Genomic DNA, 18,505 nt, shown 5'->3' with positions numbered 1-18,505 from the left:
TGTTATGCTATCTGTAACGTTTAGAACGGTAAGAAGCGGCGGTGATGTCTCATACGGTTAACCCTAATGAGATATTCACCGCCGCTTTCGTCTGTTGTTATTTTCGCTTCTTATTGTTTTCGTTTCTATCGCCATTCGCCGCGCTGAGTTCGACGTGCGTTGATGGCAGGCGAGCCACCAAAGCCACCCGCCATACACAACGCATAATCCAACCAGTATGCTGATTTCTCGCCCGATGCTAAGAAGCGGAGCACCCATTTGGTTAATCGCCAAAAAGCCTTGTATGCCAGGTTTTACTGGAATTAGCAGAGTTAGGGTATCTAGCCATTTGGGTAGGCTTTCTGCAGGCCAGGCAAACCCAGCGGTAAAGACGATCGGTAGTGACGAAATAAGCACTAGGACAGTAGGAAATTCCGGTCGCGGCAGAAGATAACCAAGCCAAATGGCGAACAGCGTTGCGCTCATGAAGAACAGCACGCTAAAGGCAAGTAGTTCATTAGGCGCAGCAACATGGGGCACGCCATAAAGCTGAAAGAAAAAGCCGAAATAGAGCATGGCAAATAGTAGGTAGATCAGCATGAAGGTGAAGAGCCGAAGTGGCAGCGCTAAGGCAAGCGATGGCGCAGTTTGCCCTAAACGCCTGCGTGCGCGATCTTTGATGGTCACGCTACCAGCGGCAATTAACAATGTTTGATGCAAAATTAATACAAAGACCGCGGGCACAATATAATTGATATAACCCGACGTAGGATTAAACGCGGGTTTAGTGATGATTCGCATAGGCATGATTTGACCGGGGATCTGCGCAGGGTTTTCCCCTTTCATTAAGCTACCAACGAGTTGGGTTTGTACGCTTAGTGTTGTAGCCGCTGTCAGTAAGCCCTCGACAACATTGCCGTAAATCAGAAAGTAACTGGCATCGCCTGCAAATGAGAGGCTGGTCGGGCGACCTAAATAGACATCGCGTTCAAAGCCAGAAGGAATGATCAGGAGTCCATGAACGTCATCACTAGCCAATAAGGCTTCTGCTTCCGCCATGCTGGAAGGCTGGGCGGCGACTCGAATTTGAGGAGCCGCATCTGCCATGCGGATCAGTTGCCGCGCTAGATGCGTGTGGTCATGATCCACCACCGCCACCGCTTGCTCTCCCGGCACATTTTTATGATAAGGGAGTGGGTAAAGAACCGCATAAAACAGTAAACCGCCGACAATAACGAGCAGCACAGCCTTATCAGCAAAAATATTCGCAATCTCTACCTGCCACGCTTGCCAAAAACGTTGCCAGACATTCATTAGGACACCTGCTCAGCAGGGTTGATGGTTAATTGTTTGGGTAGGGCATGAATGGCCAAGGGGAATGGCAGCAGGAACAGCAGTAATATCAATAAAGGCGGCAGTAAAGTAGCTAGCGGTGCTCCGTGGTCAGCCACGGCTACCTGGAGCTCAATATAATGAGTGGAGGGCATTAAGTTGCCCCAAACTCGTGCCAGCATATTCATATCGCCCCTTGGGAAGGTAATTCCCATAAAGGCAAAGGCCGGCGCTAGATAAGCGGCGCAAAGGCTCAGCGCACGTATTTTGTTGGCTACCGCGGAGAGAATTAGCGTCGCCATGCTCTGAACAGCCAGCACCATTAGGGCCATCCCGACCGCTAACCAAACAATGCTGTCTTCTGGCGACCAACCGAGAAAGTAACTATACAGGCCGAGCATTAATAGCCCCTGAAACCAAAGCAGTAACGAGATAGGCATTAGTAGTTGCCAGAGCGCGTAACTTCTAGCAGAGAACGTATCTGGGAGCGGTGCTTTTTCTAATCGCCAGCAAAGTGTAAGCAGCGTAGCGACAACAATCACAATTTGCCAAAGAGCGGGTGTGATCGTGGTGACTAAAAAGCGCGCATAGCTCATACCCGAATTATAAAGTGACGTTATTTGTGGGCGCACGGGGGCTGCTGCTGCCACTGCTTGTGGTAACGCATACCCTTGGCCAAGTCGCAAGACGACACCTGCTTCGGCGGCAAAATTCATGCTCGATTGAGTGAGTGCGGAAGAAATGAATTTGCCTGCCAGCAGGTATTGGCTGTTATAGAAAGCGACGGCCTTAGGGCTGAGAGACATGCGTAGATCGCGTCCAAAATGTTGGGGAATGATCAGTAGAGCTAACACTTCTGCCCGTTGAAATGCCTCTGATCCCTCGCGTGCAGAAGGGTAGGGATGCCGCATATCGAGAGCAGGGCTGGCATCCAGATAGCGCTGTAATGCGCGTGATTCAGAGGTGTGGTCTAAGTCAACAACGCCCACAGGAAGTGATTGCGGGGTGCCAAGCTCAAATACAGCGATAAATAGCAATGTCATTAGCGGAGGCAGCCAACCAACCAGAGCAAACAGCCACGGCTGGCTTCGAAGCGCCCGACAGCCAGTAAGCTTATTCGGCTCCATGTTGGCTACCTGACTGCGCATCCTCAGAAGGTAAAGCTAGCAAGACACTCATGCCTGCCCTTAGGCCTGAAATAGGCTCAATAGGCTGCATTTCTATCTCAAATGTTCGCATATCAAAGCCACGACCGGGAACAGTGGCGCGCCATGTTGCAAAGTCGCCTAGCGCTGCAATATGGCTCACTTTAAAACGTGCCTGTTGGCCAAGAGCGGGAACATCAAGATCGAACTCGCTGCCTTGCGAGAAATGCTGAAGCAGATCTTCGCGCACATTAAACAGTGCCCAGGCTTCATCTAGGTCAGTAATCATTACCACTGGAAAACCTTGCGGAACCAGCTCACCTGGGTTTAGCAATACATTACTGACAATGCCCTTGTGAGGCGCAATTGCCAGCGAGTCCTCAAGTAGTTCATTGATTTCATCGCGTAGGCTAGCGGTTATGTCTTCGCCAGCGCGGCTGGCAGAGCGCGCCTCTTCACGAGGGCCAGCGTCGGCCAAGCGAAGTAGCTCTCCTGCTGTGATGCGGGTTTGTTCAGCGACGCGAAGCAGTGTAAAGGCTTCATCTAGTCGTTGGCGGGCCACTACGCCTTGCTCGGCTAATACGCGTGTGCGTTCATACGTTGTTCTTGCCATGCTTTCAGCCGCCTGCGCTTTTTGGTACTCGCTGCGAGCAGCGGCTATTTTCTCTTCTCGTGTGCCACCTTCAACCGCCTGCGCCAGCGAGCGGCTAATCGTATCGAGTGCATCGACCTGCGTCAGTTTAGCTTCAAGTTCAGGGCTATCGATTCGAAACACGACATCGCCGACATTGACACTATCGCCGCGTCGAAACTCAACTTCAGCAAGGCGCCCCGGCACTTTAGAAGAGACCATGTATTGACGGGCTTCTATTTGGCCCTGTAAGCGCGGTACAGGCGTGCTGTAGGTGCGCCAAAAAACAACCGATATGGCGATGGCGATAATGGCCAATACCGCCAGGATAAGTAATCTACGCTTGGTCACGGAATAGGGTTTCCTTCGCTGAGATAGTCAAACAGTGATTCTTGTTGGCCAGTGATGCTGAGTAGCTGAGCAAGTGACATTACGAATCTGAAGGCGGCAGCATCGCGACGCGTATGCGTTGTAGAAAGGAAGGTCTGGGCATCAATTACATCCAGTGCCCGGCCAACGCCTTCTGAAAAAGCTAGCGTTTGCAGGCGAAGGCTCTCTTCTGCCAACGCCACTGTGCTGGCAAGGTCGCGATACTCTTCAAGTGATTGATTCGCTTCGCGATATTGTTGATTGAGTAACAGCTCTAGTTTGCGGAAGGCCGCCTGTTGGCGGTAGCGTAGTTCTGATACTGTGCTGACGGCGGCCTGTACTTTGCCACTACGACCGCCACGGTCTACCAACGGCATACTGACGCCGACGCCCACTAACCAGTCGGGTGTAAGGTTGCTTGCAAACGAATCATCTTCATAGAGGTTATAGCTACCGAACATGTAAACATTTGGGTGGTAAAGTCCACGGCTTGCCTCAACTACACTTTCAGCCTGCGCCTGGGTGTTGGCTAATAGCCTGAGAACAGGGTGGTCGGCGAGCCCAGGCTGAAAATGCCCAATTGGTGGCAGCGAACTGAGTGTAAACAAGGGAGATGAAGGCGTTGGGGCTGCTGAAAGATTGCCCGACAGTTCATAGTGCACCAACGACGCTAAGGCTTGCTGAGCGCTATCACGTTGTTCGCGAATGGCGCGCGTGGTGATGCGAGAACGATCGTAAGCTGCTTCGGCGGCTAAGCGTTCCACTCGCGCAATTTGAAACTGGTCTTCAAGTGCGCGGGCCGAACGGTAATGGTGGGCTAGAGTGTCTTCAGCTTGCTGCTGCGTATTAAGCGTTCGCTCTGCCATCACTAACCCATAATAAGAGGTTACTAAATCCATGAAGCGGACTCGGTAAACCTCTTCAAGCAATAAAGAAGCCTCTCGCTCTTCCAGTGTTAATAGTTCCCGTGCGGAGGTGATCTTGCCACCTGTATAGATCGGCCAAAACATGGCTAATGAACTTCTTGCAATATTGCGGCTAGTGACCGGTGTGCGGAATGCATTGGGGCCACCAATAAGATCAACGAGTAACTGGCCTGGCACTGTATCTGCCGCACTGCTAAGTGGGTTAAGGGCAAGTGCATCTACTTCAATGGGGTTATCAAGGTGAGTATAAGAGCCGAGAAGGTCTATTTGAGGAAGTAGTAAATGATGGCGGGTAGAGAGAAGTGCTGCAGCGCGTTGCTGTGCAGCCTGGCCTGCGGCAACGTCGTCATCTTGGCTACGGAGTTGTTCCCAAGCGTCTTTTAAGGTAAGTGGCTGTGCTTGAGCAGATTGACTAGGTGATGTAGTGATTATCACAAGTAATGATGCCCATAAAAAAATGCTTGAGCTTTTCACAACTCATCACCTCCTTGTTATTTACTTTAACGGTTAAACCATAGTTTAGGTGCTAATGACAATAAGCAGAGAAAAGATTGTTGAAGTTCGTTAGTTGTGCGTTGAACGGTGCTTTTTGCCATGATTATTTACGTTAGCTCGCTACTTTATGTTGCGCGTTTTCGATAAAGCAACTGTTATGTAATTGCTCGCTGATTAGTTTGCTATATATTGATCAGTGCTAACTCATGGCAAGTCGACTGGCCTAAAGCAAGTTGCTTGTACTTCTTAATTCTTACTGCTGACGGAGGCGCTAGCCATGCCACCTATTGCCCGTTCTTCATTTTCGCCAGTGCTAACCGGGGCGCACACAGATCATCGTCATGGTGCTTGTTGCTGTGGGTCGCCGATATTACAACGCTTTCATGAGCGCGTGATGGCAGAAATAACCCGTCGACAGATGATTGGGGGAGCGGCTGCGGTAATGGCACTCTTTGCAGGCTTGCATGTGCCCTTTGCCGTCGGGCAGCAGCCAAAAGCTCATAACGGCCCTTTACTGTTAACCAATTTAAAATTGTTCGATGGTAGCGGTGGCCCGCTGCGTGATGGCGTATCCATCAGGGTAGAGGATGGCCGGATCGACGCCATTCTAGAAGGCAGTGGTGAGGAGGAAGGTATCAATGTTATTGATTGCGGCGGTCGAGTGTTGATGCCTGGTTTAATTGATGCCCATTGGCACACTACCTTAGCCGCTATTTCCCAGATGGAGGCAATGACCGCTGATATTGGCTATGTGCATTTGGTGGCAGCAAGGGAAGCAGAGCGGACCTTAATGCGCGGCGTTACCTCGGTTAGGGATGTAGGTGGCCCCTCGTTTGCGCTAAAGCGTGCTATTGATGAAGGCATTGTTAATGGCCCTCGGGTGTTTCCTGCGGGGGCGATGATTTCTCAAACCTCGGGGCATGGTGATTTCAGAATGCGTCATGATATACCCCGTGGTAGTACAACGCCGTTAAGCGAGGCGGAGCGTCAGGGCGTTGCAGTGATTGCAGATGGCGAAGCCGAAGTGCTCAGGCGCACGCGTGAACAGTTGATGCTTGGGGCCTCTCAGATCAAGTTGATGGCCGGTGGCGGAGTGGCATCGCTTTACGATCCGTTAGACAGTACTCAGTTTACTGAACGAGAGCTTCGGGCAGCGGTTGAGGCAGCGGGTGATTGGGGCACCTACGTGATGGTGCACGTTTACACGCCTCGCGGCATTCAACGGGCTCTACGAGCCGGTGTTAAGTCGATCGAGCATGGTCAACTAGCAGACGAAGAGACGGTAAGAATGATGGCAGGAGAAGGCGCATGGTGGAGTCTCCAGCCTTTCCTGCAGGATGAAGATGCCAATGTTTATCCTGACGCAGCCCGCCGAGAGTCTCAGCGCCAAGTAGCGGAAGGTACTGTTCGCGCCTACGAAATGGCACAGCGGTTTAATGTTAAAACCGCCTGGGGAACCGACATTCTCTTCAGCCCTAAAAATACGCCGAACCAACTTCGGCATTTGGCTAAGTTAACGCGCTTTTATGATCCGCTAACGGTGTTGGCAATGGCAACGGGAGATAACGGAGATCTACTATCGCTTTCAGGCCCGCGTAATCCTTATCCGGGTGTACTTGGGCGCATTGAGCCAGGTGCTCTAGCCGATCTTTTAGTGGTTGATGGCGACCCAAGCCGTGATCTTGATTTTCTGAACGATCCAGAGCGCAATTTGCGTATGATTATGAAAGGCGGCCGCGTTTACAAAGATGAGTTATAAAAAATAAGGTAGTAAACAAACGCTTTAAAAGTGCTGGTTAAAAAAATTTTTATTGTTAATCCGTTTTTTAAAAAAGTAAGTGTGATCTTTGAGATGCAAACACGCTAACTGAACCTCCCACAAGAGAACACTGGTTTTCTTGGGGAGGTGAGATATTTGCTTGGCTACGCGCAACGTTAGCTACGTTTTTCTTAATTAACGCTTGCGTATTAACCCCGGCAACAGTATCAGACCAGCGAATAGCCACGCAGGCCAGCTGCCGGTGCGGTTAAAAGGCGTTACCCCTTTCATGGCGTAAAATTCGCCGGTGAGGTAAGTGGTTTCAAATTGTGCTGCGCTATCGACCACCTCGCCACGGGGGTTAATAATGGCGGTAATGCCGTTGCTGGTAGCGCGCACTACATAACGACCATTCTCTAGTGCGCGCAGGCGGGCCATTTGCAGGTGTTGGTGCGGGCCAATGGAGGCGCCAAACCAAGTGTCATTAGATACCGTCACAATTACATCGCTGTTTGCTGCACGGCGTGCCACCAATTGTGGGTAGATAATCTCATAGCAAATGGCATTGCCAATTGTGACACCAGCAGCTTGCATCGGCGTTTGCTCAGAGGCGCCTTTAGAAAAACTCGACATTGGTAGGTCAAAGAAGTCGATGGCACCTCGCAGTACGCTTTCAAGTGGCAGATATTCGCCAAACGGAACTAGATGCTCTTTTTGATAGCTGCCCTCGACATTGCCAACACCAATCACGCTATTGAAATAACGGTTGTTCTCGTCGAGTTGGACAATGCCGGTAAGCAGCGCTGTGCTTGGCGGTAAGTTGGCTTGAACGCGTTCCAATACCGGGCGAGCTTGGTTGTCGATCATCGGCAGGGCGGTTTCGGGCCATAAAATAAGATCGGCTTCATCCGCGACGCGGCGGGTTAAATCGCTGTAGGTATTTGCCGCTACGCGCTGGCCTTCGGGGGTCCACTTTAACAGCTGGGGTAGATTACCCTGAAGTAGCGCAACGCGAGTGGGCTCGCTCGCTGGTGTCGTCCAGAGAGAAGGCAGTGCCAAGGGGGCAAGCCAGATAGCGGCGAGCGGCAGCGCTGTCCACCATTGGCGTCGCAACAATTCAGCACCTAAAGTGCCTGTGAGCACGACCAGCAGGGAAAGCAGATAAACGCCGCCTACCGGCGCCCAATTAGCCAGCGGTGAATCCACATAGCTGGAGCCAACCAGTAGCCACGGAAAACCGGTAAACAAATAGGTGCGTAGCACTTCCCCCAGCACCCAGGCGCCTGCAAAGCTAGCCAGTGCCCAGCGCGGGCTGCAAAATCGACGATAAAGCCAAAACGTACCGGCAAAAAAGAGCGCTAATACGGTTACAAACAAAGTAGTCAGAAATACAGCGAGGGGAACCCCGGTGTAGCCGTAATCATGAATAGACACATACACCCACGATGTTCCGCTGGCGAACAGTGCTACGCCGTATAGCCAGCCTTTTAGCGCTGCTTGTGCGGGGCTTAAGGTGTGCAGGCCAGCATAGAGTAGACCAATGGCGATAGGCCCAAGCCACCATAATTCAAACGGTGAAGCGGTAAGCGTCGTAAAGCCGCCGGCCACGAGGGCAGCCAGCAGCTGTAGTGCAAAGGTGGGCGTCAACCCCATGGTGATATCCTATCGGCAGGTTGAAGTGGGCGGTTGGCTAGTTGTCGCGATCATCGCTATCGGTAGCGTTTTCACTTTCGTCATCGCGATAAGCTTCCAGCAACCGTATGCGCCGATTATCAGCATTAAGGATGATGAACCGCCAGCCGCCCAGGCTGGTATGTTCGCCACGGCCTGGTAAGTGACCAAATTGCTGCATCACAAGACCTCCTACCGTATCGAATTCATCATCAGAAAATTCGGTGCCAAAACGTTCGTTGAAATCTTCAATTGGCGTGAGGGCTCGAATGGCGAAGTGGCCGTTTTCCAGCGTGCGGATATCGTCCTCTTCATCGGTATCGTGCTCATCTTCGATATCCCCGACTATCTGCTCCAGAATATCTTCAATGGTAATTATACCGGCTGTGCCGCCGTACTCATCCACTACGATTGCCATGTGGTTGTGGGTATCACGGAATTCTTTTAGCAAGCTGTTTAAACGTTTGGACTCAGGAATGAACATTGCCGGGCGCAAGACGTCTTCTAGCTTAAAGGCATCGCGACTTTCTTGCGTTTGAGAGAGCAGAGGAAGCAGGTCTTTAACCAGCAGGATGCCTTTGACATCGTCAAGATTTTCGCCAATGACCGGGTAGCGGGAGTGACCGGTTTCTTGAATTAATGGCAGGTAGCCATCGCTGGTTTGGTCAAGGGCAATGGCCGACACTTGAGAGCGGGGAATCAAAATTTCACGCACCTGCTGATCGCTAATTTCAAGCGCGCCTTCAATAATCATGATGGCGTCTTGATCAAGCTTCAGTTTTCCTGCGGTGTGGCGTAAAAACGTCATTAGCTCATCGCGCGAGCTAGGTTCGTCATTGTCTCCGGAAAGGGCGCCAAAGAGTTTCTCGAGCCAGGATTTTTGATTTGAGTTGCTCGATCGGTCTTCGCTCATTGCGTCTAATCTCTCTATTACGTGCAAATAGTTATGTGCAGATAGTTATGTGCAAACAGTACGTCAAAACAGCATGTGCAGACAGCTATATGAAGGTAGCTGCGGGTAAACCGACTGTCGTTTTATCATTGAGTGGGGGGATACACCACCCTAAAAATAATTATTGGCCAGGGTAACAGCTTACTCGTGATAAGGATCAGCAATATCGAGACTAGCAAGGAGCTCACGTTCAAGCTGCTCCATTTCGTCTGCTTCCTGCTCTTTAATGTGGTCGTAACCCATTAAGTGCAGCGTGCCATGTACCACCATGTGCGCGTAATGATGTTCAAGAAGCTTCTGCTGTTCGCTGGCCTCGTGGGCCACAACGGCATGGCAAATAATCAGGTCGCCTAGCAAAGGAAGGGAAATACCAGGCGGATTCTCAAAAGGGAACGAGAGCACGTTGGTTGATTTGTCTTTACCCCGATAATCTCGATTGAGCGCTTGGCTTTCCGCTTCATCCACAAAGCGAATCGTCAACTCTAAGCGTTCATCATCCGGATGCCGTGAAAAGACGCAGCTCACCCAGTGGGTGAGCTGTTCAAGGGTAGGAAGCAACGGCTCATTGATGGCCGCCTGGCGGTCAATCACGATGTCACTCATCGTGGTGACTCTCCTGCGCGTTCAAGCGCTTGCATGCGGGCCTCTCGCTCCTGCTGGCGTACTTCACGGCGAGCGCGCTCTTGCACTTCCTGTTCGGATTCAAACTCGTCATAGGCCTCTATGATCCGCTGAACCAGCGGGTGACGCACAACATCTTTCGCAGCAAAGTGGGTCACGCCGATGCCAGGGGTGTCTTTAAGAACATCCAGCACCTGAGAAAGGCCGGAGCGCTGTCCACGTGGAAGGTCCACCTGGGTAATATCACCGGTAATGACCGCCGTTGAGCCAAAGCCAATCCGCGTCAGAAACATCTTCATCTGCTCTGGGGTGGTGTTTTGGCTTTCGTCCAGAATGATGTAGGCGTTATTCAGCGTACGCCCACGCATATATGCCAGCGGGGCAATCTCGATTATCTGACGCTCAATAAGCTTGGCGACCTGCTCAAAGCCGATCATCTCATACAGGGCGTCGTAGAGCGGGCGCAGGTAAGGGTCGATTTTCTGGGCAAGATCACCGGGTAAAAAACCGAGCTTTTCGCCTGCTTCTACCGCCGGGCGTACCAGTAGAATACGCCGCACTTCCTGCTGATTTAGCGCTTCTACCGCCGCCGCCACCGCCAAGTATGTTTTTCCCGTACCCGCAGGCCCAACACCAAAATTGATATCGTGTTCGCGAATGCTTTGTACGTAGCGCTGCTGATTAAGCCCGCGAGGCTTAATCATCGTACGCGGGGTACGCATAATCACGTCGTCGCCGCTGATATCGCTATCATCCTCTTCTTCTAGCGCTTCTAAGCCAGATTCCTGAAGGAATAAGTGAACCGTGTCTGCTTCAAGCTCTTCTGCCGCCGTTTCACGATAAAGGTGCTCAAGTACGTTAGCAGCGGCTTTGATGCGGTTGGCGGCACCGGCCAGCTGGAACACATTGCCGCGATTGCGCAAGGTCACGTCCAGGCGGCTTTCAATCAGCTTTAGGTGCTCGTCCTGTTGGCCGCAAAGGCTGGCAAGCCGCTGCGGATCATTGGGTTCAAGGCTTAGGGTGATAATGCGATTGGCCTGAGGTGATGGCTGGCTCAAGAGTAAGAAACCCATTAGTTGGTGTATGTGAGACTCAGCTTACTGCCCCAGCCGTGCCGGGGCAATTACCTAGGATAAGCGAGCAGTTAATAACGCTCGGGAGAGGCGAGGTCACCGCGCAATGAGTTGGGCAGCGCTTCGGTAATCTCCACGTCTACAAAGTAACCGATCAATTCTGTTGGATTGGCTGCACGGAAGTTAACCACGCGGTTATTTTCAGTGCGCCCTGAGAGTTGACCAGGGTCTCTCGGCGAGAATCCGGATACCAGAACTCGCTGGGTAGTGCCTACCATACGGCGGCTGATTTGAGCAGTCTGCTGCAGAATCCGCTCCTGCAAAATAGCGAGGCGCTGCTTTTTGACACTTTCCGGTGTTTCATCCGGCAAGCCAGACGCTGGGGTGCCGGGGCGTGCTGAGTAAACAAAACTGAAAGAGTGATCAAAGCCGATACGGTGAATCAGATCCATCGTTGCTTCAAAATCCTCTTCCGTTTCGCCAGGGAAGCCGATAATAAAGTCAGAAGAGAAGCTAATGTCCGGGCGGTTGGCACGAATACGCTCCATCTTCTCGATGTATTCTTCTGCGGTATGGCCGCGCTTCATTGCGCTTAAAATACGATCAGAGCCTGACTGTACGGGTAGATGTAAGTGGCTTACCAATTCAGGAATGTCAGCAAAGGCGTCTACCAGGCTATCGGTAAACTCCACTGGGTGAGACGTCGTAAAACGCACCCGATCAATGCCATCCACTGCGGCGACGCAGGCGATTAGCTCGGCGAGATCGATTTCATCGCCATCGTCGTTTTCACCGCGATAAGCATTCACGTTTTGGCCAAGCAGGTTAATTTCTCGCACTCCTTGGTCGGCTAAGTGAATAACTTCATCAATAACCGATTCAAAGGGGCGAGAAACTTCTTCGCCACGGGTGTAGGGCACCACACAGAATGTGCAGTATTTCGAGCAGCCTTCCATGACAGACACAAAGGCGGTTGCGCCGTCAGATTTCGGTTGTGGCAGATGGTCGAATTTTTCGATTTCTGGGAAAGTGACGTCGACAGCCGCAATCTGATTGTTACTGCGCGCGTCCAGCATTTTGGGCACGCGATGAAGCGTTTGCGGACCAAAAATCATGTCGACAAAAGGTGCGCGCTTGCGCAGCGCTTCACCTTCTTGGCTTGCCACACAGCCGCCAACACCAATCACCAAGTCAGGATTGGCGTCTTTTAGCTTTTTCCAGCGACCCAGTTGATGAAACACCTTGTCCTGCGCTTTTTCGCGAATAGAGCAGGTGTTCAACAAGATAACGTCAGCTTCTTTTTCGTTATCGGTCAATTCCAGCTGGTGAGATTCGCCGAGCAGATCTGCCATACGCGAGGAGTCGTACTCGTTCATTTGGCAGCCGTGCGTTTTGATAAAGAGCTTCTTCGCCATCGGTACCTGTCATCTATGAGTCGTCGGGGGACGAGGGATGAATGAAAACATGAATGCAATCGTAATAGGCAGTGTAACGTGCTGCCATTGAGTATGGGCATTATACGGATACAAGAAACCTGGGGCTAGCGTTCAACTGTAATCGATGCTTGACCCGAGCGTTTCTATCAGTATACTACGCACCGTGTTTACGCAGTTCCTCGATAGCTCAGTTGGTAGAGCAAATGACTGTTAATCATTGGGTCGCAGGTTCGAGTCCTGCTCGAGGAGCCAACGTATAAAATCGAGCTACGCTTGATTTCTTAGTGGCTTCACTCTAGACACAGCAGCAAAATGTAATGTTCCTCGATAGCTCAGTTGGTAGAGCAAATGACTGTTAATCATTGGGTCGCAGGTTCGAGTCCTGCTCGAGGAGCCAAATTGCTGTTCTGCACTAATTACCGTTTACGGTAAACGTTCCCTGATAGCTCAGTTGGTAGAGCAAATGACTGTTAATCATTGGGTCGCAGGTTCGAGTCCTGCTCGGGGAGCCATCTAGTTTCTTCTTACGTTATATTCTATTTATCTTTTGAACGATATTCGCGCAGCCGCTAGCGTGAATCGACTGCTTCACGTATCTACTGCTTATTGTTTATTTGATGTTTATGATAACACTCAATGCTCTATGGCATCCTGAGTGATTTTTTGTGTCTGACGGTCAGGGATGTATAGATTGTTTCATTTACTCATTGTTTAGGAAGGTGTCCGTGGGAAAAGCTGCCAGCCTGCATGCGCTGCAGGTATTTAAGTGTCTAGGTGATGAAACGCGGTTAATGCTGGTGCTCTTGATCGCCAAAGAGCAGTCACTTTGTGTGTGTGAAATGACGTATGCACTGGAAGAATCGCAGCCTAAAGTGTCGCGTCATTTGGCCCAGTTGCGCCAGTGTGGGTTGCTTATCGATCAGCGTGAAGGGCAGTGGGTTTACTACCGCTTGTCACCTGAGCTACCAGGATGGGCACAAGAAATTATCGAAGCGGGTGCTGAAGGTAGTGCGGTACGTCTCCATGCGCTGACTCTGCGACTAGCAAAAATGGGAGACCGACCGACTCGGCGAGCAGCGTTATGTTAACTGTTAGGAAATAAAAAAGCGCCGATCCGTAGGTCGGCGCTTCTAACAGTAGTCAGTAGTACAGTAGTCAGTAGTGGCTTAACGCTTAGCCATTCTCTGTGAGCCCTGAAGGTTGGCATAGTCGAGTAAGATTTCGGCAGCCTCTAGTACATGGGCGCGGTCAGCCGGCATGTTTTCATCCTTATCATCCTCATTAGCAGTGTCTGCTTCACTGCCTTCGGGCTGCGAACTATCGCTGCGTGCGTCCATCCACTCGTCCAGTTCCGATAGGTTTAAGGCGCGACGGCGTTGGTTTTCAAGTGAAAGCTGCTCGGCTTCTTGAGCTTCCAGCTCTCGCTGGCGCTGTTCGCGGTTTAGACTAACGCTGGTGTGCTGTTCACGTAACTGGCGGGCTAGGGCGGACTGGCGCTCTAGATACCGGAAGTTAGGGTTTTCCTTAGCGCGTTCTTCGTGTTGAGAAATCAGTTCTGCGAGCGCATTCTCTGGGGAGCCGTAGCGGCGATATTGAACATTCTGTACGGTATCCCACGCAAGTGCGTTATCAAGGCTGCTTTCGCCGATACGTTCTGGGTCAATCAGGCTAGGGAAAATAATATCGGGTTTAACGCCGCGGTTTTGAGTGCTGTCGCCTGAAATTCGGTAAAATTTGGCGCGGGTAAGCTTAATTTGCCCGTGGCTAAGGTCATTCAGCGTTTGCACGGTTCCTTTGCCAAAGGTGGGGGTGCCCACTACGATGCCGCGGCCATAATCTTGAATGGCGCCGGCAAAAATCTCTGATGCTGAAGCAGAAAGGCGGTTAACCAATACGGTCAGCGGTCCATCATAAAACGTGCCCGCTTCGGTATCGCCATAGAGCTGAATACGACCTTGGGCATCACGAACCTGGACGGTGGGGCCCCGGTCGATAAATAGGCCTATCAATGAGTTAGCTTCTTGAAGTGCGCCGCCACCGTTGTTGCGAAGATCTAGAACAATCCCTTCAACGCCTTCTTTTTTAAGGCTTTCGATTTCTCGGGCGACGTCGCGGGTGGTGCTGCGGTACTCCTCTTCGCCTGCTTGCCAGGCATCGAAATCGACGTAGAACGTCGGAACGTCAATCACGCCAATGCGATGAGGTTTGCCATCTCGCTCAATGTTAATTACTTCGCTTTTCGCTGCCTGATCTTCCAGGCTGACAGTATCGCGGGTAATTTCAACAATTTGTGAGCGGGTCATGTCCACCGCTTGGGCGGGCACTACGTCTAAGCGTACGACGGAGCCTTTAGGGCCACGAATCAGGTCAACGACATTGTCTAGGCGCATGCCCACCACATTGACCATATCGCCTTCTTCTTGGCCGACGGCAATGATTCGGTCAGCGGGTTCAAGCACGCCAGCACGGTCGGCAGGGCCGCCGGGTACTAGGCTAGATACTTTGACGTATTCGCTGTCGGCTTGAAGTAGTGCGCCGATACCCTCAAGTGAAAGGCTCATTTGAATATCAAACGATTCGCTTTGGCGAGGGGAGAGGTAGCCGGTGTGGGGGTCGATCGAACTAGATGCTGCTGCCATGATTAACCCGAAGACGTCTTCTGACTCAGACTGGCGTAAACGTGAGAGTTGCCCTTCATAACGCTGACGCAGATTACTTTCTATTTGCTCGTCATCCTGGTCGGAAAGGGCAAGTGTCAGTGCATCGTTTTTGAGCCGTTTGCGCCACAGTTCGTCTAATTCACTCTCGAGGGTTGCCCAAGGGGCATCTTCACGATCGACTTCTAAGCGGTCATCGCTTTCGAATTCAAAGGAAAGCCCTTCATCAAGACGCTTAAGTAACCACTCTAAGCGGGCGGTGTGACGTTCGCTGAGGCGATTATAAAGTGCAAACGCATCGTCAAGGTCTCCATCGAAAAGCGCTTCTGCCATGTCGCTTTCTAGATGGCGATAGGGCTCAATATCAATGTTCAATAGGTAGGAGCGTTGGCCGTCCAGAATGTCTAGATAGCGTTGGAAAGCCTCCTCTGACCACTGCTCGTCGAAGTTAATATCAGCATAATGTCCATAACGAAGTGAATCCGCTACTTCCATTGCCGCTTGGCGTTGTTCGTCGGTCGGCTCAAGTTGCGCCAGTGCTGCGGGGCTAGTAATTACCAGCATCACAGCAAGGGCAACCGAGCGCGAAAGCGTTGCAAACAAGCTCATCAGTCAAGCTCTCCCGAATTTGTGTACACTCATCCTACCCTAGACCCGCAGATAGCCTATGAGTTGCGTAGGCCGAGGGAACATTGTAGCAGGTCATTTACCCTGTGATACTCAATCATTACTGTTATGAGGATTTCTATGTCCGAAGCTTTCAACGCAGATCGTGTAACGCGGCTGTGTGAGTTTCTGCACCAGTCGCCCACGCCTTGGCATGCGACTCGCTGCATGGCTGAGCGCCTGGAGCAGGCGGGTTTTGTTCGCCTTGAGGAGACGACTAACTGGCAGCTTAAGCCAGGTAAGCGTTATTACGTGACGCGCAACGATTCGTCAGTGATTGCATTTCAGCTGCCTGCTGAGAAGTTAACCAGTCTGCGTATGTTGGGGGCGCATACAGATAGCCCCGGGCTGCGTTTAAAACCTAATGCCACCCAGCATGCAGCAGGTTGGTTGCAGTTAGGGGTGCAGGTATATGGCGGTGTGCTATTGGCACCCTGGTTTGATCGTGACCTGGGGTTGGCAGGGCGTGTGCATGTGCGTCACGCCGATGGTCACTTGGAAAGTGTGCTGCTTAATATAGATCGGCCGATTGCCATGGTGCCTAGTTTGGCGATTCATTTAGACAGAGAGGTTAATGCTGGGCGTGTTATTAACCCGCAAACGCAGATGTCGCCCGTAGTGATGCAGAGTGATAACGCCGAGCTTAGCGACTTGCTAGTGGGCTGGTTAGAAGAACAGCACGGCTTGTGCGCTGTGGAAGTGGTCGACTTTGAGTTGGGGTTTTACGACGTGCAGCCACCGTCATTGGTAGGGCTGCGTCAGGAGCTAGTTGCCAGTGCGCGGCTGGACAACTTACTGTCATGTTTTGTAGGGCTTGAGGCAATGCTTGAGTGCGATGCTAGCCAAGGAGCCTTGTTAGTGGCCAATGATCATGAAGAGGTGGGTAGCACAAGTGCATGCGGTGCCCAGGGGCCTTTTCTGGGTGATGTGCTAAAGCGTTTAAATGCTCAGGTGGGGGGCGCGACGGAAGAGTCGCTGATTCAGTTGATTCAGTCATCATTGATGATTTCTTGTGATAACGCTCACGCATTGCATCCAAACTTTCAGGACAAGCATGACGAGCATCATGGGCCTGCAATTAATGCTGGGCCAGTCATTAAAGTGAATGCTAGCCAGCGTTACGCTACTAATAGCGTCACGGGTGCGCTGTTCCGAGACGTGTGCCGTGAGGCAGATGTTCCCGTGCAGTCTTTTGTTACTCGCTCAGATATGGGCTGTGGTAGCACTATTGGGCCGATTACGGCTACTGAGGTGGGTGTGCCAACGATTGACGTGGGGCTTCCTCAGTGGGCAATGCATTCTGTGCGTGAAACAGCAGGCACTCGGGATGTTGACTACCTGACACGGGCATTAGTGGTATTTTTAAACCGTCCGGTTCTGCGTTGACGGCAAATGCTTAAATAATGAAAAAGCCCGCTGGCAATGCGTCAGCGGGCTTTTTTGTATTACTTAAGTGAGGCTTGGTGGCTACGCCCTGATTTGAACAGGGGACCCCATCATTATGAGTGATGTGCTCTAACCAGCTGAGCTACGTAGCCTTTCAACGGGGGCGAATATTACTCAGTGGCCGGTCGCTCGTCAAGCGTTTCTTTTATTTATCAAACGACTGCTTCTCAGACGTTAAAACGGAAATGGATGACATCACCGTCTTTAACGATGTAATCCTTGCCTTCTAAGCGCCATTTGCCAGCGTCTTTAGCCCCTTGCTCGCCGTTGAGTGAGACGAAGTCTTCGTAGGCAACCACTTCGGCGCGGATAAAGCCTTTCTGGAAATCGGTGTGGATCACGCCGGCGGCTTCCGGAGCACTGGCACCTTCTTTTACTGTCCAGGCGCGTACTTCCTTAACGCCAGCAGTGAAATACGTTTGTAGGCCAAGCAGGGCATAGCCTGCGCGAATAACGCGATCAAGCCCTGGTTCTTCCATGCCCATTTCGGCTAGGAACATGCTGCGTTCTTCGTCATCTAGCTCCGCTATTTCCGCTTCAAGCTGGTTACACACTGGCACGACTACCGCACCTTCTTCAGCAGCAATCTCGTTAACGATATCCAGGTAAGCGTTGTTCTCGAACCCGTCTTCATTAACGTTGGCGATGTACATCGTGGGTTTAAGCGTTAAGAAGCCAAAGCTTTTAACTTGGCGTTTCTCGTCTTCATCAAGACCAAAGCTACGCAGCGGCATACCTTCAGCAAGGTGAGGCTGAATGCGGTCAAGAATGGCTTTTGTGGCCGTAGCGTCTTTGTCGCCGCCTTTCACTGAGCGAGTCAGGCGTTGGCTGGCTTTCTCGACGGTATCTAAGTCGGCAAGCGCTAGCTCAATGTTAATCGTTTCAATATCTGATCTGGGGTCAACCTGATTGGCAACGTGGATCACGTTGTCATTATCAAAGCAGCGCACGACATGGGCGATAGCTTGGGTTTCGCGAATATTGGCCAAGAACTTGTTGCCTAAGCCTTCGCCTTTGGACGCTCCAGCGACTAAGCCTGCGATATCGACAAACTCCATTGTTGTCGGCAGCACTTTTTGCGGCTTGACGATTTCGGCAAGCTTATCAAGGCGCGGGTCAGGCATGGGAACGATGCCTACGTTAGGCTCAATGGTGCAGAACGGGAAATTTTCTGCATCAATACCTGATTTGGTCAGCGCGTTAAAGAGCGTGGATTTGCCTACATTAGGTAGGCCGACGATACCGCAGTTAAAGCCCATAAATTACTTCCTGGCCGCTAGGGCAGCGCAATAAGCGAAGCGCCTGCCAATATTGAAAAAAAGGGCGTGCTAGAACGCCTGATGTTAG

Annotated in this window: 14 protein-coding genes and 4 tRNA genes; 6 read left to right on the top strand and 12 right to left on the bottom strand. The window is 51.5% G+C overall.

All coding sequences use genetic code 11. The annotated features are described in order from the left end of the window. Positions 1-75: 75 nt before the first annotated feature. Genes ELY33_RS02085 through ELY33_RS02070 form a run of 4 tightly spaced genes read right to left on the bottom strand, consistent with a single transcriptional unit; the run spans position 76 to position 4,856 of the window. Entirely contained in the window at positions 76-1,293 is a 1,218-nt protein-coding gene (locus ELY33_RS02085) for an ABC transporter permease (RefSeq protein ID WP_126943184.1), read from the bottom strand. Continuing rightward, positions 1,293-2,438, bottom strand: a complete 1,146-nt coding sequence (locus ELY33_RS02080; RefSeq protein WP_167470028.1) for an ABC transporter permease — start codon at positions 2,436-2,438, stop codon at positions 1,293-1,295. Before ELY33_RS02080 ends, ELY33_RS02085 begins: the two co-directional genes overlap by 1 nt. Next, complete coding sequence (locus ELY33_RS02075; RefSeq protein ID WP_126943178.1) at positions 2,425-3,438, bottom strand: HlyD family secretion protein; 1,014 nt, start codon at positions 3,436-3,438, stop codon at positions 2,425-2,427. The genes ELY33_RS02080 and ELY33_RS02075 overlap by 14 nt, the downstream gene beginning before the upstream one ends. After that, positions 3,435-4,856: a TolC family protein gene (locus tag ELY33_RS02070; protein ID WP_126943175.1), complete on the bottom strand. Its 1,422-nt coding sequence runs from the start codon at positions 4,854-4,856 to the stop codon at positions 3,435-3,437. Before ELY33_RS02070 ends, ELY33_RS02075 begins: the two co-directional genes overlap by 4 nt. Before the next feature lie 298 nt (positions 4,857-5,154). Here ELY33_RS02070 and ELY33_RS02065 point away from each other — a divergent pair, with 298 nt between their 5' ends. Then, complete coding sequence (locus ELY33_RS02065; protein WP_167470027.1) at positions 5,155-6,636, top strand: metal-dependent hydrolase family protein; 1,482 nt, start codon at positions 5,155-5,157, stop codon at positions 6,634-6,636. A gap of 195 nt (positions 6,637-6,831) precedes the next feature. On the opposite strand, the gene lnt is transcribed toward ELY33_RS02065, so the two are convergent. From lnt to miaB, 5 genes are all read right to left on the bottom strand, one after another. Then, complete coding sequence (gene lnt, locus ELY33_RS02060) at positions 6,832-8,289, bottom strand: apolipoprotein N-acyltransferase (RefSeq protein WP_126943172.1); 1,458 nt, start codon at positions 8,287-8,289, stop codon at positions 6,832-6,834. A 37-nt stretch (positions 8,290-8,326) separates the two neighbouring features. Next, on the bottom strand, positions 8,327-9,220 hold the full coding sequence (locus tag ELY33_RS02055) for an HlyC/CorC family transporter (RefSeq protein ID WP_126943169.1): 894 nt from the start codon (positions 9,218-9,220) through the stop codon (positions 8,327-8,329). A gap of 180 nt (positions 9,221-9,400) precedes the next feature. Continuing rightward, complete coding sequence (ybeY, locus tag ELY33_RS02050; protein ID WP_126943166.1) at positions 9,401-9,862, bottom strand: rRNA maturation RNase YbeY; 462 nt, start codon at positions 9,860-9,862, stop codon at positions 9,401-9,403. Continuing rightward, positions 9,859-10,938 (bottom strand): PhoH family protein, encoded by a 1,080-nt coding sequence (locus ELY33_RS02045; RefSeq protein WP_126943163.1) that lies wholly within the window; start codon positions 10,936-10,938, stop codon positions 9,859-9,861. Before ELY33_RS02045 ends, ybeY begins: the two co-directional genes overlap by 4 nt. 86 nt (positions 10,939-11,024) lie before the next feature. Next, the gene (gene miaB / locus ELY33_RS02040; protein ID WP_126943160.1) at positions 11,025-12,368 is read right to left on the bottom strand and encodes a tRNA (N6-isopentenyl adenosine(37)-C2)-methylthiotransferase MiaB; all 1,344 of its coding nucleotides are present in this window, start codon (positions 12,366-12,368) and stop codon (positions 11,025-11,027) included. A 197-nt stretch (positions 12,369-12,565) separates the two neighbouring features. On the opposite strand from miaB, the gene ELY33_RS02035 reads away from it, so the two are divergent. From ELY33_RS02035 to ELY33_RS02020, 4 genes are all read left to right on the top strand, one after another. Beyond that, a tRNA-Asn gene (locus ELY33_RS02035) sits at positions 12,566-12,641 on the top strand. A gap of 69 nt (positions 12,642-12,710) precedes the next feature. After that, positions 12,711-12,786, top strand: a tRNA-Asn gene (locus tag ELY33_RS02030). Positions 12,787-12,825: 39 nt separating this feature from the next. After that, positions 12,826-12,901, top strand: a tRNA-Asn gene (locus ELY33_RS02025). Between the two features lie 213 nt (positions 12,902-13,114). Continuing rightward, complete coding sequence (locus tag ELY33_RS02020; RefSeq protein WP_126943157.1) at positions 13,115-13,477, top strand: metalloregulator ArsR/SmtB family transcription factor; 363 nt, start codon at positions 13,115-13,117, stop codon at positions 13,475-13,477. Positions 13,478-13,555: 78 nt separating this feature from the next. On the opposite strand, the gene ELY33_RS02015 is transcribed toward ELY33_RS02020, so the two are convergent. Next, positions 13,556-15,655, bottom strand: coding sequence for a carboxy terminal-processing peptidase (locus tag ELY33_RS02015; protein WP_126943154.1), 2,100 nt, complete (start codon positions 15,653-15,655; stop codon positions 13,556-13,558). A gap of 138 nt (positions 15,656-15,793) precedes the next feature. Between ELY33_RS02015 and ELY33_RS02010 the strand changes: the two genes are divergently transcribed. Then, positions 15,794-17,098 carry a M18 family aminopeptidase gene (locus ELY33_RS02010; protein WP_126943151.1) on the top strand — a complete coding sequence of 435 codons (1,305 nt, stop codon included), beginning with the start codon at positions 15,794-15,796 and terminating at the stop codon, positions 17,096-17,098. Between the two features lie 75 nt (positions 17,099-17,173). Here ELY33_RS02010 and ELY33_RS02005 read toward each other — a convergent pair. Both ELY33_RS02005 and ychF read right to left on the bottom strand, forming a co-directional pair. After that, positions 17,174-17,250: transfer RNA gene (locus ELY33_RS02005), tRNA-Met, on the bottom strand. Between the two features lie 75 nt (positions 17,251-17,325). Further along, complete coding sequence (gene ychF, locus ELY33_RS02000; RefSeq protein WP_126943148.1) at positions 17,326-18,417, bottom strand: redox-regulated ATPase YchF; 1,092 nt, start codon at positions 18,415-18,417, stop codon at positions 17,326-17,328. Between the last annotated feature and the right edge of the window lie 88 nt (positions 18,418-18,505).

Origin of the sequence: Vreelandella andesensis, assembly GCF_003989795.1 — a bacterium.
GTDB classification, from domain to species: Bacteria; Pseudomonadota; Gammaproteobacteria; order Pseudomonadales; family Halomonadaceae; genus Vreelandella; species Vreelandella andesensis.
Note: the sequence above shows the minus strand (reverse complement) of the source record. Positions and strands in the feature narration are given on the sequence as shown.